This window comes from Algoriella xinjiangensis, assembly GCF_900115015.1.
GTDB lineage: Bacteria > Bacteroidota > Bacteroidia > Flavobacteriales > Weeksellaceae > Empedobacter > Empedobacter xinjiangensis.
In genome coordinates, this window is record NZ_FOUZ01000012.1 from 83,583 (window position 1) to 99,378 (window position 15,796).

Consider the following 15,796-nt stretch of genomic DNA (forward strand, 5'->3'; position numbering starts at 1 on the left):
AAAAGTTTAGATTGCTTGTTCTTATTTTTGTCCAACCAACGAAATAAGAACTAAAATAAAACCTCCCTAAGTTGGAGGTTTTTTTTATTTCATTAATCTAACTTCGTATAAATCTTTGCGCCTATCTTTCATTGTTTTTACGGTTCCATATTCATGCAATTCTTTCAATAAATACAAATCTACATCAGCTATCAAAACCATTTCTGCATTTGGAGTTGCCTCTGCTTTTACACCATTATTTGGAAAAGAAAAATCCGAAGGCGTAAAAACTGCCGATTGCGAATATTGAATATCCATGTTATTAACACGAGGTAAATTACCCACAGAACCTGCTATTGCAACGTAACATTCGTTTTCTATTGCCCGTGCTTGCGCACAACAACGCACACGCGTATAGCCATTTTGTGTATCTGTCATAAAAGGAACAAATAAAATTTCCATGCCTTGATCTGCTAAAATTCTACTCAATTCTGGGAACTCAACATCATAACAAATCAATAAACCAACTTTACCACAATCTGTATCAAAAACTTTGATTTCTTCACCACCATTTAAAGCATAATATTTAAACTCATTTGGCGTGATATGAATTTTACTATATGAATCTAATTTTCCTGAACGATGACATAAAAAAGAAGTATTATACAATTTTCCATCTTTTAAATGTGGCATCGAACCACTGATAATATTGATATTATATGTAATTGCGAAATCCTGAATTTTTTTCACAATATCGTCCGTCATTGTTGCTAATTGATGCATTGCCTCAATCTCTTTTAAATGATTATAAGGACTCATCAACGGAGAATTGAAAAATTCTGGAAACATAATAAAATCTGCACCATAATCACTTACCGAATTCACAAAAAATTCGATTTGATCGTAAAAATCTTGTAAACCAGCAAACAAACGCATTTGCCATTGCACCAATCCTAGGCGAATTGTACGTTTTGTGGGCGAATTAGACTTTAAATCCGGTTCATAATAAATATTATTCCATTCTAATAAAGTTGCATATTCTAATGATTCTTTATCGTCTTTCAAATAATTTTTAAGGATTTTTTTGACATTAAAATCATTCGAAAGTTGAAAAGCCAAAGTCGAATCATAAATTTCTTTACTTTTTACCTTTTCTATGTATTGACGTGGCGTCAATTCTTTTGAATATTTATAATAATTTGGAATTCGTCCGCCTGCAACAATAGATTTTATATTCATCTCTTCACACAACTCTTTTCTCACATCATACAAACGTCTACCTAAGCGCAATTGACGATAATTTGGATGCACAAAAACCTCGATACCATACATCACATCACCATCGGGATCGTGTTTTAAAAACTTTCCGTTCGACGTAATTGTATCGTAATTTGACTCAATATTTGTTTTTTTTGTGTTGATAATAATACTCAAAGCAGAAGCGACAACCTTGCCATCAACCTCAACACATAACTGTCCTTGCGGAAAAATAGCCAACAATTCTTTGATTTCGTCGACCGTCCAAGTTCCTAATTGATTGTGATAAGCTTCTTTTGTAGATTCTGTTAAATCACTGTAGTCTTCAAGCGTCAAATTTCTGACCTGAATATTCATTTTTATAAGTTTAGATGTTCTCTCTAAGGTAGCAAATATTAATCGAATAAGTATTATATTATGATTTAATTAGAAGTATATTCGTAAAAACATTTATCAATTCTAGTCAAATGAAAGATGTAAAAATTGAGTTTAGAAAACCTATTTATCCGATTAATGATGAGCTTAATCAATATTTAGAAAAATACCAACGAACAACCACAGCAAGTATTGAATATGATGATTTGCTGCGCTTTTCTGATTGTATTGCTTTAGAAGACAAAGAAGGAAACGACACGCATTGGCTGGGTGTTTATTACTCTGATTCGGAACATCGAGAAATAGAAAATAGCTTGAATAGGATTTATACGTATCTACATTCTGATGGAGACGAAGAATCTTTGCCTTATTTAACTGTTGATTCTATCGATTATTGCACTTTCGGAAATTCGAAACCATTTCGCATCCGTGTGCGTAATATTTTGAATGATAATTACACCAACTTTTATATCAAAAAAGCAGATGCTTCGCGTATTTATGGACTAGAATTGGAAGAAATTTTATCTCCGCATCGGATTAATTTTTTAGTTTATAAAAACACGTTAATTGAAGAACATATTTTAGGAATTCCAGGCGATGTTTTCATTAAAAATTACATGGAAAAATGTAACGATTTAGAAAAAAATCAAATTGCAAAAGAATTTGTAAAATTTAATGAGCGTTGTTTTATTGGACTTTTAGGCGATATGCGTTCATATAATTATGTTGTTATTCCGATTCACGATTTTGATCAAGTTATTTACCGAATTCGACCTATTGATTTTGATCAACAATGTTATGAAGGAAATTTAAAAATTTATCGTCCACAATACTTTAAAGAAAATAAAATAATGGTGGATATGGTTAGTGGTCGATTAAAACCAAACTCGGTTGAGCAATACCGAAAAGAAGAAAAATCATTGATCTCGAAACGAATCGCAAATAACACGAAGCGTTACAAAGATTTGATTAAAATAATGAAAAAAGATACAATTTCGAAACCTGAAAATGTAGTGCAATTACGAACTTCATTTTCTAAATTTTATAAAAATAAGGAGTACGAAAATTTTAATAAAATGGGCGAAATTCTACAAAAAGCAATTGTAGATGGTTTAGAACATGTAAAATAGAAAAAGGCTTCCGAAATCGGAAGCCTTTTTTATGATTAGAAGTTATTATAATTAGTTTTTAAGTAATTGTTTTCTGAAACGTAAAGCAACTAATCCTGCTCCAATTACCAATAAAGGTAAATAATCGTCTATTGGGGCTGGAGCTGGATCCTCATCTCCTGTTCCTCCACCTCCTGTTCCTGGTCCAGCAGAACTTGTATTTTGATTACTTGTTTCGAAAAACGTAATTTCATTTTCTTGGGCAGATGCATTTAATGTGCACAATAAAGCCCCTACAACTAATAAAATTTGTTTTATATTTTTCATATTGTATTATTTTAAGATAGTTAGTTATTTGTTAATAATTTTTTGTGTTTTAACTTTTCCATCTTCAGTTAAAACTTTTATTACTAAAACTCCTTTCGCAGAAGATTGAACTTGAAAAGTATTTGCATTAATTTTATTTTTATCAACTACTTTTCTTCCTTGAATGTCATACAATTCTACCGAAACAATTTTACTTTGTTTAGAGTCAACAACAATTGTATTATTTGTATTGTAAACAATCACATTATTCTTTGTTAAATCATCTGTAGCCAAAGTTTTGTCTGCATACACAATCTCAAAACGATCATTAAACACACCTACTTTAGACGTAAATTGATAAGCAGATTCAGATAAATTATAGATTTTATTTAATTCTTTATCTTTTAAATAAACAGTTTGATTTTCGTTAAATAAACCATCAACTTGCTCTATATTAATTGAGTAATTACCTTGCTCTAAAGCTTCGAAACCTAATTTAACAACATCATCTGTTGCAAATGGTAAACTACGGCCTTGAATTGCATATGCTTCGTCATTAATTAATGTGTAAATAGCAGAAGAACCTCTTTGCATAACTTTTGCATCAATTTGATTGTCAATACCATTTGTAGCACCATCCATGTAAGCTAATAAAATTTGACTAACAGGTTTATTTTCTTTTGATAAACTTAACCAAATTCTATTTTTTTCTGCAATTGCGTTTTTGTAGAAAAATGCATCTTGTGCAGTTCTCATTGCGTTATTAAAATTAACTGTTGGTGTTGCTTGAGAAAGTCCTACAATAAATCCTTGTCCTACAGAAATATTTGACAAACCTGGAATAACAGATCCTACAACATTGAAAGCTGCATAATTATTAGCATATTCCGCAGAACCAACAGGAAATTGATGTGTCCAGAAATACAATGAATTAACACTTGTATTTGATACTAAAAATTTTACTACATTAATATTTGATGCATAAGGATTACCTACAAGATTATATCCGCTTGCTGTAAATTGAACTGGTACATTAATATCTCCATTAAAAGGAACTCCTGAGAATTCACCATTTTGAATTGTATTATCTCCTGTTGCTAATGTATTTTTAACACGGATTGAAACACCTTTACCTGCTTCGAATAATTTTGAATCTGTATCTGAAGTTAAAATTTGACTAAATTCATTTGTTGATTCATTGTATGTCCAAAAACGATTAAATAATGTTTCTGGAGAAAACGAACGAATTGTTTGTTGCCAAGCTTCTTGTTGAACTGGTGAAGACCAAAATGTCATATCATTACGAACCATTGCTTGGCTATTACGATTTACAGAAATTGCCCCTAAATTTGCTACATTTTGATTTTGAATTAAGTTTCCTCCATTCTCTACAACTAAACCTGTTAAACCAGCTTGATTATCAATTTTTCCATCAACTGTTAAAATACCTCCTGGTTTTACAGCAAGCATTCCGCCAGCATCAGAAACTGTTAATGTTTTAGCTTCTAAAGACGCACTTACTTCTAAAGCACCTTTTATAATTACATCTTTTGTTAAAGATGGATCACCGTTTGACCATACTCCATTTTGCCAAGTTGTTTCAGATAAAGAAGATTCATCCCATGTTAGTTTAAAATCATCAATCGCAGTTGTTGCTCTATTTCCTGAACCTACAGCTTCTCCAGTTGTAGTTATTCTTATCCAAACATTAGTTGATTGATTACCAAAATCTGTAGGTAAAATTAAGTTTACATCTTGATTTGTAAATTTAGAATTTCCTGTTGTTAGTGTACTTGGAGTTGTTGTAAGTGATTTAAAATTAAGTGAGTTACCTACACTATATTCAACTTTCCAAGTAGACGTTCTTGGAGAGCCTTTATCTAATGATTGCAGTTTAAAAGCTAATAAAAAATTACTTTTTCCTGTTGTATTATCTATTTGAAAAACAAATGAAGTTCCATTTGTTGTTCCAAAACTACCAGTCTGTCTTATTCCTAAAGCTCTATCTGTACTGTTATCTTGAGCAGCTTGTAAAGAAGTTTCAATTAATCCATCAGCAGAAGCAAAATTTTTATATGCACCAGTAGTATTATTCCAAACAAATTTCGCTTTTGTAAATGTTCCATCTGTTCCATTTGAAGTAGCACTAGTTCCTGTTTTAACTGACCAACCTATTGGCAAATCATTACCAATTAAGTCAAAATTTTCTGTATAAACACCACCAGAAGGTAATGTTAATTGCCCAAAAGCAAATCCTGACAACAACAATGTTAATAAGGATGATTTAAAGTAAAATTTCTTCATAAATAAAAAGTTTTTTTTTGTAATTCAAAAATAATGTTAATTTTTTTATATTAGATTAATATAACATTAACAAATTTAATATATAAAATTAATATATCTAATTTTAAACGAATATGTTACATAAAAAATCCGCTAACTTAAAAAAGCTAGCGGATTAATTTTAAATAAAGGGAAAAAATACTATTAATAGTATGTATATCTTCTTACACCTGCAATGTGTTTTGCCAAACGCATTACTTGGTGGCTATAACCATATTCATTATCGTACCAAACGTACAATACTACATTTTTACCATCTGCAGAAACAATTGTTGCATTACTATCAAAAATAGATGGGGCAGAAGTTCCTACAATATCAGAAGAAACCAATTCGTTGTTTAACGAATATTTAATTTGTTCTACCAATTCACCGTTTAATGCTGCATCTTTCATCATTTCATTAAGCGCTTCTATTGATGTATTTTTATTAACTTCTAAATTCAATACAACCAAAGATCCGTTAGGAACAGGAACACGAATTGCATTTGATGTTAATTTACCTGCTAAGCTAGGTAAAGCTTTTGCAACAGCGCTACCAGCACCAGTTTCTGTAATTACCATATTAAGTGCAGCTGCACGTCCACGGCGGTATTTTTTATGCATATTATCAACCAAATTCTGATCGTTTGTATACGCATGTATCGTTTCTAAATGTCCTTTTACAACACCTAAATTATCTTCGATAACTTTTAAAATTGGTGTAATTGCATTTGTTGTACAAGATGCTGCAGAAAAAATATTAACCTCATTTGGGCTATATTCTTCGTGATTTACACCATAAACAATATTCGGAACACCTTTTCCAGGTGCAGTTAACAACACTTTATCTGCTCCTTTTGCAGTTAAATGACGCGCTAAAGCCACATCATCTTTAAAAACTCCTGTATTATCAATAATCAAAGCATTATCAATACCATAAGCTGTATAATCAATATCTTCTGGCTGAGCAGCAGAAATCATATTTACGGTAACACCATTAACGATTAACGCATTATTTTCGTGATCTGCAATTACATTACCATCAAAATCTCCATGAACAGAATCGTGACGTAATAAAGAAGCACGTTTTTCTAATAAAACTGGATCATGTTTATCACGTGTTACAACAGCACGTAATCTCATTTGTTGACCTTTCCCCATTTGAGATGCTAATTCGCGCGCTAATAAACGTCCAATACGTCCAAAACCGTACAATACAACATCCTTAGGTTCTACATTTTTAGCTTCTCTACTTCCTCCTAACTTTTCTTCTACAAACGCTGTTGCAGAATCATAATTACCCGAAGTATATTCTTTTGCTAATTTACCTACATCTAATCTCGAAGCTGGTAAATTTGCTACAGAAATAGCCTTTGCAATTGCTAAAGTATCATCAATAGATATTTTTTCACCTACAAATTCTTCAGCATACTGATGCAAATTAACGATGTCACTAACATTTCTATCGACTAACTGATTACGGAAAATTACTAATTCAATTGATTGGTCATACCATAAATCAGACACGATTTTAATGAATTCAACAACTTTTTTGCTCATCTCATTAAACGATGCAAGTTGCTGATCATACGAAGAGTTACTCATTTTAGAAAATGTTTTATTGTGTTTATAATTAATTATTGGCAAAAATAAACAATTATAACGATTTCGTACAGTTTTTTTTCAAATACTAACCATTATCATTCATTTAATCAGATAAACGTACGAAAATCAATTTATATTGTGATAATTTCTCTTTATTTAATTTCGTTAAATATTTCAAAAACAAAACAAACCACTATAAATCAATTAATTAAATATCAATTCGATTTAAAAAACTACAACTACAACGTTTTCGTAAAATTTATCATTCTAAAAAAGAATTTGCAGAAACAAAAAAACATTCTATATTTGCACTCGCAATAACGCACTGCGTTATTGGAGAGTTGGCAGAGTGGTCGAATGCGGCAGTCTTGAAAACTGTTGAGGGTCACACCTCCGGGGGTTCGAATCCCTCACTCTCCGCTGAAAGGGATTCTATTATTTAGAATCTCTTTTTTTTTTGTATAAATAAGCTAGACTTCTTCCTTCATTTTCAAATGGTTACTAGAAAATAAATCGATCATCGTAGGTGTTCGATAAACAACATTTTCATAGTATAAATTGCTGTCGAACACCGTGTTTACAAACTCTCGTTTTTGTATAGTATCTGCTTGATCATAAATAAAATTCATGTCGGTCAGTTTATTTAAATTCTTTTCTAATATTTTAAAGGTAATATTCTGATCGTTACTGTAACGTTCTATACCATCTTTCAGATTAACGATTTCATCATTATATATTGAATACCATCGTTGATAAGTATCTTTATTTACTTCGTTTTTAATCCATTTTTCTTCTACCTGTAAATCTTCAACAAAAAGTGGACAACTAAGGCCTAAAAATTAAGCGAGTATTTTTCTAAAAACTTTAACTTTAATTATGGCTAATTCGAAGAAGAAAACCCTAGAAAAATTTGTGAAAGATATTCGCAATTATATTTTCAAGAAAAAATAATAAATTTATAACAGAAACACTACCATTAGTTTTTTAACTTAGTGTCCCATTTATTTTGGAAACGTACAACCAGATTATAAAATGCAAATATTAAAATAACTTTTAAATAATGATAACTGTATTAGATTTAAACAACGAAGAAGAAGCTTATACTTGGTGGCTTACTTGTATGAAAGATGTGTTAAATTATGCTTGTTTATTACCATATAAAATTTCAAAAAATCTCGATTATAGTGTTGATTCTCTTGAAGTATTGGAAGGATATATTTTAGAAAACTTTACTATTGAAACTATTTATTACGATAAAAATAAATATGCTTTAGATTTTTTTATAAGGTACGTTGGTGAAACATTTTTTAAAAATATATCAAACTTAAATTGGTTTTTCGTAACTGATAAAGAAGATTTCTATTATGGAATTCCTGTTTTAATAAAAAATAACAGCGAATTATTTACGAAAAAAAGTCCTTTATCTTTTGTAATAGCTTCATTAGATAGAAAAACTGGTACATATATACGGAACATTTTAAAGAATAATTTAGAATAAGTGGATATTGGTAGTGTTACAGATGTGTTACAGAAAATTTTAATACAATTTATCTCTAACAATCTATGAAAAAATAACTTTTACCATTGATTATCAAACAAAAATATGTTCCAGTCGTTCTGATAAATTAATAAAATATGGTAAAACGAGGAATGGAAATCAACGTTACAAATGTAAAGATTGTCAGAAAACAAAAGTAGAAATGTATAGTTACAACGCTTATCATACTACCATAAATCATAATATTGTTCAGCTAACAAAAGAAGGTTTGGGTATAAGAAGTACAGCTCGATATTTAAAATCTCGATAACCACTCTACTTAAACGAATTTTAGAAATCGCTTCAAAAATAGTTCCACCGAAAATAACTGAACAAGACAAATAATTTCAAGTTGATGAACTTCGAACTTTTCATAAGAAACGTCTAAAACCAATTTGGATTCCTATACATTTTCACTTCAAACTAGAAAAATTCATGCTTTTTATGTTGTTTATCGAACAATAGAAAGTTTTAAAAAGCTACTTCTTCCTATAATTCGAACAAAACCAAAAACTATTTATACTGATAAACTCAATACATATAGTTAAGTTATTCTTTCGGAATTTCATTCAACCAGATTTCGTTCTACCAACCATATTGCAAGAAATCATCTCAGTTTACGCACTCACTTGAAATAATTAAATCGAAAAACTATTTGCTTTCTAAAAATATGAAAGTTTTATCCGCAATTCTAACTATTTATTTCTGAAGTTAGGATTTTGTAAACAATAAATGCTTAATAAAGCCAGAAAATGCTATTAATAAATTTCTTCAAATAAATCTTGTAAATTATTTTTAAAATTTGATATTACAATTTATCCAAAAACGTCAAAAATAATATCAAGTGTTCGACAGAAGTTTCTCTTAGCCCGCTGAAAGGGATTCTATCATTTAGAATCTCTTTTTTTTTGTATAAATTAATAGGATTTCTTCCTTCATTTTCAAATGATTATTTGTGGAATGAATATAATATTAATCAAAAAATTTATAAAATGAATCGTTCAAAATTATAAATGAAGAATTGAACGAAAAATATATACAATATAATTCCGATGCAATTTAATTTTCGTTAGCTTTCTTTTCCTGCTAATATTGTTTTATCTATTAATAATTTAAGTGGTTATAAAATTATGTATTCTATTGATTATGGAAAATAATTATGAAATATGATTAAAACGAAAAAAGTTGATCATTGGATAAAAACTAGAGAAGTTAAACAATAAAAAAATCCCTAAAACAATTATGTTTAGGGATTTTATTCTATATTATTATCTAAAATTTTCTAGATTAATTCTCCAACTACACTGTAGGTTTTACCATTTTACGTTCACCAATTTGTTGACGCCACATTGCATAATACAATCCTTTTTCATTCAATAGATTTTCATGCGAACCTTTTTCTATCACTTGTCCTTTTTCTAGCACGTAGATTCGGTCTGCATGCATAATCGTACTTAATCTATGCGCGATAAGAACCGTAATTTGGTCTTTATCCTCCGAAATTTCTTTTATAGTAGACGTGATTTCTTCTTCAGTAATACTATCTAAAGCTGAAGTCGCTTCGTCAAAAATTAATAAATTAGGTTGTCTCAATAATGCTCTTGCTATGGCAATTCTTTGTTTTTCCCCTCCGCTTAATTTTAAACCTCCTTCACCAATAACAGTTTCAATTCCATTTTCGGCTCTTTCAATTAATGCAGTACAGCTTGATTTTTTTAGGGCTAATTGTAATTCTTGTTCACTAGCATTTGGGTTTACAAATAATAAGTTTTCTTTTATAGTCCCTGCAAATAGCTGAGTGTCCTGTGTTACAAAACCAATTTGATTTCTTAATTCGTCAAAATCAAATTCATTACCATTGATATGGTTGTAGAAGATTTCACCTTCTTGTGGACGGTATAATCCAACTAATAATTTGACTAATGTGCTTTTTCCCGAACCACTTGGTCCAACAAAAGCAATAGTTTCGCCATTTTTCACATCAAATGTAATCGCATTCAATGCCTTGTAAGAAGCAGATTGATGTTTGAAAGAAACAGCATGAAAAGCTAATTGCTCAATAGCTCCAATTTGTTTTGGAGTTTGTGGCTTCTCTTCAACAGGTTTTTTCATTAAAGTATCGAAATTCTGTAAGGAAGCTTGTGCTTCTCTATATGAAATAATTATATTTCCAATCTCTTGCATTGGTCCGAAAATAAAAAATCCATAAAACATTAAGGATAAATACTGTCCTGGAGTAACAATGTTTTTAAATATTAAATATAATAAAGTTAAGGTAATGAGCTGCTGCAGGAAATTGACCATCGTACCTTGAATGAAACTTAAAGAACGGATGCTTTTAACTTTTTTCAGCTCTAGACCTAAGATTTTGTACGTATTGTTATTAAGTCTCTTTACCTCTTGCTTTGTTAAACCTAAACTTTTTACAATTTCAATATTTCTTAAACTTTCAGTTGTACTTCCCGCTAATTGGGTAGTTTCTGTAACGATTGTTTTCTGAATTTTTTTGATTCTTTTACTCAGTAAATTGGTGATAAATGCAATAAGAAAAATCCCGACAACATAAACAGGCATGATAGACCAATGTAAACGGATCGCATATACGGAGACAAAAATAATACTTACCAAAATACCAAAAAAGATATTGATAAAATTGGTAATAAATTTGACCGAATCTTCTCTTACTTTAGTTAAGATAGAGAGTGTCTCACCACTTCTTTGATCTTCAAAATCTTGATAAGGTAGTGCCATCGAATGTTGTAAACCATCTGTAAAAATATTAGCTCCGAATTTTTGAGTAATCACACTGACCACATAATCTTGAAAGGCTTTTGCAATTCTACTAACCATGGCTGTCCCAATCAATAGTCCCAAAAAGAAAAAAGCACCATGATAATCATCGCTTCCGTAGAAAAACTGATCCAAATTACGAGGTAATAGTTTTTCAGCATCAAAAAAATTAGGATGAGTAACCAATTTATCTAAAATATTACCTGTAATTGCTGGTGCAAATAGAGAAAATACTTGGTTAATCGTTGCCAAAACTAAAGAAGCAATTAGCAACCATTTATGTGGTTTTAAATAACGTATTAATGTTTTCATTTTGTTGAAATAATCGAACGCAAAATTACGGATATATATCCGATGAATGTTAGTTGTAAATTAATTTTAGTTGATTTATGTTTGATTTTGACTGAGATAATGCAAATATATAATTTGAGAAAATTTACATTTTTAATTAAATTCGAGAAATAAAAAATAAAATTTAAACCTGAACAATCATTAATTTAGCTTTTAAAACCAAAAAAAAGTGACCACAGATTTACAAATACAAGTCATTTATCCAGACAAAGATCTTTCAGATTTTGTCGAAAGTTTTTGGATGCTCGCGAACAGTTCTAATACAGATAAAGATATTTCTACTTTACCAGATGGCAGGGTTGATATAATTTTTTCTTACTCAGATACGGAACCATTTAATGCGATGTTGATGGATTTAGATCGAAATTGTTCTTCCGTGATTTTCACAGCAAGGACTTTCAGCTTTGCTGTCAGTTTTAAACTTTTAGCTGTCGAATACATTTTAGATACTTCCATTGCTAATCAAGGAAATCTTCCAGTTTTCTTGCCAAATAACTTTTGGGATATTAAACAAAGTGATCTCAATCCTTTCGAAACCTTTGTTAAAAAAATTTCTGAACAAATTAAAAGCATACTACAGCATAAGAAAATAGAAAGTAGAAAAAAGAAACTTTTTGATCTTATCTACAGTTCCAATGGAGCAATGACAGTAAAAGATTTATCCGATAAATCGAATTGGTCAAGTCGTGAAATCAATCGTTATTTTCATAAATATATAGGTATATCCTTAAAAGAATATTGTACTATCCTACGTTTTCAATCCTCTTTACCTGACATTAAAAAAGGAAAACTTTATCCTGAACAGAACTTTAGCGATCAAGCTCATTTCATTAAAGCAGTCAAAAAACATTCAGGTTTAACCCCAAAAGAATTAAACAAAAATGAAAATGACCGATTTGTACAATTTTTAATTTTACCCAAGAAGTAATTTTGTGCTGTTATTAAAAACAACATAAAATGAAAATAATCGAAAATAAACAAATAGCCATCGTTGGCGGAGGTCCAGGAGGATTAACATTAGCAAGACTCTTGCAATTAAAAGGTGTAAATGTAAAATTATACGAAAGAGATCTCAATAAAAACTCACGTGTTATTGGCTCACCATTAGATATGCATGAAGAATCAGGATTGGCAGCTATCAGAGCAGCAAACTTACTAGAAGCATTCAAAAAAAACTATCGTCCAGGAGCAGATAGAATGGTTATCGCGAATGAACATGCAGAAATCGTGTACAGCGATCATGATTCAAAACCAGAGGAAGATTTCGGAAATGAACATTTCCGTCCAGAAATTGATCGTCAAGCGCTCCGAAACTTGTTTTTAGATGTATTGCAAACCGAAACCGTCGTTTGGGACAGTCATTTTATCTCCATGGAAAAACAAAATGACGGTTGGTTATTGAAATTCAAAAATGGGACTACTGCATATGCCGATCTTGTGATTGCGGCTGATGGTGTTAACTCTAAAATAAGACCTTATTTAACTGATATTAAAGCATTCTATTCAGGCATAACGATGCTAGAAGGAAATGTTAAAGGTGCAAAAGATAATGCTCCTATCATTGCTAAATTATTAAATGGCGGAAAAATAATGGCATTCGGAAATGAAAAGAACTTATTACTAGGACAAAAAGAAAATGAAGAAATCGGATTCTATGCAAGCTTTAAAACTGATGAAAACTGGGCGAGTAACAGCGGATTGAATTTCAAAGACAATATAGAAATATTGAATTGGTTTAAAACAAAATATCCTGAATGGAATTCTATTTGGTATGAGCTTTTTGAAAATACAACAGCTCCATTTATCCCTCGTCCAATCTATTGTATGCCAACAGATCAAACTTGGAAAACTATATCGAATCTAACCTTATTAGGAGATGCAGCTCATGCAATGCCTCCTTTTGCAGGTGAAGGGGCTAATATGGCTATGTTGGATGCTTTAGAATTGAGTGAAAATCTATGCTCAGATAAATATGTAACATTATATGAGGCAATTTCGACTTATGAAATAAATATGCGCCACCGAACTGCAGTGATCGCGCAGGAGTCCTTACAGAATGGTGAATTAATGCATGCTGTTGATGCTTTGCAAAATATGATTAAAATGTTTACGATAGATTTTAAACAAGACTAAATTTATCAACTCATCTAAAAATTAAATGTGCAACACTAGAATGTTGCACATTTAATTTTTATGATTTCTTATTCAACAACGAAATATATTTCTCATAGCCTTTTGCTTTCATTTCATCTTTCGGAATAAATTTTAACGAAGCACTATTTATACAATATCTTAAACCACCTTTTTCTTTTGGACCATCATCAAAAACATGTCCCAAATGCGCATCACCAGTTTTACTTTTTACCTCTACTCTAGTCATTCCTTGCGAATTATCTGTAGTTTCTTTCACTAATTTCTCGCTAATTGGTTTAGAAAAACTTGGCCAACCACAACCTGCTTCAAATTTATCTGTCGAAATAAAAAGTGGTTCTCCAGTTGTAATATCAACATAAATACCTTCTCTAAATTCTTTATCATATTCATTGTCATAAGGTCTTTCTGTTGCGCCATTTTGCGTTACATCATATTGCGTTTTGGTAAGTTCTTTTTTTAATGTTTGCTGATCTTTCTTTTTAAAATCATTTGCTTTTGGAGGATTTGCATTTTTTGCCATATCAAATAAACCTGGTTCTATATGACAATATCCACCAGGATTTTTATCTAAATAATTTTGATGATACGTTTCGGCATCATAAAATTTACGAAGCGGCTCGCATTCGACCACAATTTTTTGTGAATAATTTTTAGAAAGTTCTTTTATTTTTTCTCGAATCAGTTTTTCATCATTTTTATCTGCATAAAAAATTCCTGATCTGTATTGAGTTCCTTTATCATTTCCTTGCTGATTAAGACTTGTTGGATCGATTGTTTTAAAATAAAGATCAACCAAAAGACCAAGGTCAACAATTTCGGGATCATACGTTACTTTTACGGTTTCTGCAGCACCCGTATTTCCTGTAGAAACTTGTTCGTAAGTTGGATTATCAAAATTTCCGTTGGCATAACCAACTTCTGTCGCAGTAACACCACGCACTTGTTTAAAAAAATGTTCTGTTCCCCAAAAACAACCACCCGCAAAATAAATAACATTTTGTTTGTCGTTTATTTCATTTTCAGTGATTTTACTCGTTAATGGTTTCTCTTTTTTTGAAAAAACATCCATTTTTGCTAAAAGTAAACCACAAACAGCCAAAGCTGCAATAATTATAATATTTTTCATGATAATGAAGTTTAATGAAATAATTTAAATCTAAAATCAACATATTCTCTTCAATTTTCTAGACATAAATTACTCAATAACAATCGCATTAATTATACCACAAACTTCTTTTCTAAAACTATTTTTTTGGGTTATTTTAGTTATTCTTATCTACTCCTTCATTCACTGTTTTATTCATTTCATTTAACTCTGCTCTCATTTCTTTAAACGTGACAATTTTTCCTTTTGTTGGTAAAGTAATCTGAAGATTTTCTTTCAAAATCTCTAGTTGATTTATCTTAAAAATTGTTTTAAAATAAGGCGTAATTACTTCTGCTTGTAAAATAAAACCTGGTAAATTAGCTAAATTATAAGGTCCATCTTTGTATTTTATTTCTGGAGAATACCAAGCTGTAAACTCATTCCCTTCTGTATCTTTTCCAATTGCTTTTATAACATTATAGCCATTAATAACAGATTTTTCTTTGGTTAATTTCCACTGATAATCTGGTAAATTTTCTTTAACTAAATAAGTTTTTACATTAATATCAAATTGCTTGTAATATTCGTTTTTCGAAAAATCTTTGTACAATGGATTTTTCTCCGAAGATAAAATTTCTTGTACAACCATATTTGATTGATCTTGCGCATTATTTAATTTTACATCAGGCTTAAAAACTGATAAAACATTGTTACTTTCTAAAATAAAATCGACGAACACACCTCTATCAATTGCACTTTTAAAAATTGGCTGCAAATCTTTCGGAAACATATCTTTTGATTGTTCATAATCAAAAATAAATTCTGCTTTATAAATTGCTCTTATACTTTCTTTTTCTGATTGTGCCGAAAGATTAGTTCCTAAAAATAAGGCCAACATTAAGATTATATTTTTCATTTTATCCA

General features: G+C 30.2%; 12 protein-coding genes and 1 tRNA gene. 6 read left to right on the forward strand and 7 right to left on the reverse strand.

Going from position 1 to position 15,796, the window contains the following annotated elements; translation table 11 throughout:
- Window positions 1-84: 84 nt before the first annotated feature.
- Window positions 85-1,593 (reverse strand): carbon-nitrogen hydrolase family protein, encoded by a 1,509-nt coding sequence (locus BM072_RS12135; protein ID WP_092908944.1) that lies wholly within the window; start codon window positions 1,591-1,593, stop codon window positions 85-87.
- A 110-nt stretch (window positions 1,594-1,703) separates the two neighbouring features.
- Between BM072_RS12135 and BM072_RS12140 the strand changes: the two genes are divergently transcribed.
- Window positions 1,704-2,741 (forward strand): hypothetical protein, encoded by a 1,038-nt coding sequence (locus tag BM072_RS12140; RefSeq protein WP_092908945.1) that lies wholly within the window; start codon window positions 1,704-1,706, stop codon window positions 2,739-2,741.
- 51 nt (window positions 2,742-2,792) lie between these two features.
- Here BM072_RS12140 and BM072_RS12145 read toward each other — a convergent pair whose 3' ends face one another.
- The 3 genes from BM072_RS12145 to BM072_RS12155 form a co-directional block, all read right to left on the reverse strand.
- Complete coding sequence (locus BM072_RS12145; RefSeq protein WP_092908946.1) at window positions 2,793-3,047, reverse strand: hypothetical protein; 255 nt, start codon at window positions 3,045-3,047, stop codon at window positions 2,793-2,795.
- A 24-nt stretch (window positions 3,048-3,071) separates the two neighbouring features.
- A complete protein-coding gene (locus BM072_RS12150) occupies window positions 3,072-5,330 on the reverse strand; it encodes a T9SS type A sorting domain-containing protein (protein ID WP_092908947.1) in 2,259 nt (752 codons plus the stop codon).
- 183 nt (window positions 5,331-5,513) lie between these two features.
- Window positions 5,514-6,953 carry a glyceraldehyde-3-phosphate dehydrogenase gene (locus BM072_RS12155; protein ID WP_092908948.1) on the reverse strand — a complete coding sequence of 480 codons (1,440 nt, stop codon included), beginning with the start codon at window positions 6,951-6,953 and terminating at the stop codon, window positions 5,514-5,516.
- Between the two features lie 335 nt (window positions 6,954-7,288).
- Here BM072_RS12155 and BM072_RS12160 point away from each other — a divergent pair.
- The 3 genes from BM072_RS12160 to BM072_RS15640 all read left to right on the forward strand — a co-directional run bounded on the left by BM072_RS12160 (window position 7,289) and on the right by BM072_RS15640 (window position 8,761).
- Window positions 7,289-7,373, forward strand: a tRNA-Ser gene (locus BM072_RS12160).
- Window positions 7,374-8,013: 640 nt separating this feature from the next.
- Window positions 8,014-8,451 (forward strand): hypothetical protein, encoded by a 438-nt coding sequence (locus BM072_RS12165; RefSeq protein WP_092908949.1) that lies wholly within the window; start codon window positions 8,014-8,016, stop codon window positions 8,449-8,451.
- 103 nt (window positions 8,452-8,554) lie between these two features.
- Window positions 8,555-8,761: an IS1/IS1595 family N-terminal zinc-binding domain-containing protein gene (locus BM072_RS15640; protein WP_420866286.1), complete on the forward strand. Its 207-nt coding sequence runs from the start codon at window positions 8,555-8,557 to the stop codon at window positions 8,759-8,761.
- 1,028 nt (window positions 8,762-9,789) lie between these two features.
- Here the strand turns inward: BM072_RS15640 and BM072_RS12170 are convergent.
- On the reverse strand, window positions 9,790-11,592 hold the full coding sequence (locus tag BM072_RS12170; RefSeq protein ID WP_092908950.1) for an ABC transporter ATP-binding protein: 1,803 nt from the start codon (window positions 11,590-11,592) through the stop codon (window positions 9,790-9,792).
- 208 nt (window positions 11,593-11,800) lie between these two features.
- Here BM072_RS12170 and BM072_RS12175 point away from each other — a divergent pair, with 208 nt between their 5' ends.
- Window positions 11,801-12,559, forward strand: coding sequence for a helix-turn-helix domain-containing protein (locus tag BM072_RS12175; protein ID WP_092908951.1), 759 nt, complete (start codon window positions 11,801-11,803; stop codon window positions 12,557-12,559).
- Between the two features lie 29 nt (window positions 12,560-12,588).
- Window positions 12,589-13,764: an FAD-dependent oxidoreductase gene (locus tag BM072_RS12180; protein WP_092908952.1), complete on the forward strand. Its 1,176-nt coding sequence runs from the start codon at window positions 12,589-12,591 to the stop codon at window positions 13,762-13,764.
- A 58-nt stretch (window positions 13,765-13,822) separates the two neighbouring features.
- On the opposite strand, the gene msrB is transcribed toward BM072_RS12180, so the two are convergent.
- Together msrB and BM072_RS12190 are read right to left on the reverse strand one after the other, a co-directional pair.
- Complete coding sequence (msrB, locus tag BM072_RS12185; RefSeq protein WP_092908953.1) at window positions 13,823-14,911, reverse strand: peptide-methionine (R)-S-oxide reductase MsrB; 1,089 nt, start codon at window positions 14,909-14,911, stop codon at window positions 13,823-13,825.
- 136 nt (window positions 14,912-15,047) lie between these two features.
- Window positions 15,048-15,788 carry a GLPGLI family protein gene (locus BM072_RS12190; protein ID WP_177190316.1) on the reverse strand — a complete coding sequence of 247 codons (741 nt, stop codon included), beginning with the start codon at window positions 15,786-15,788 and terminating at the stop codon, window positions 15,048-15,050.
- Window positions 15,789-15,796 lie beyond the last annotated feature (8 nt).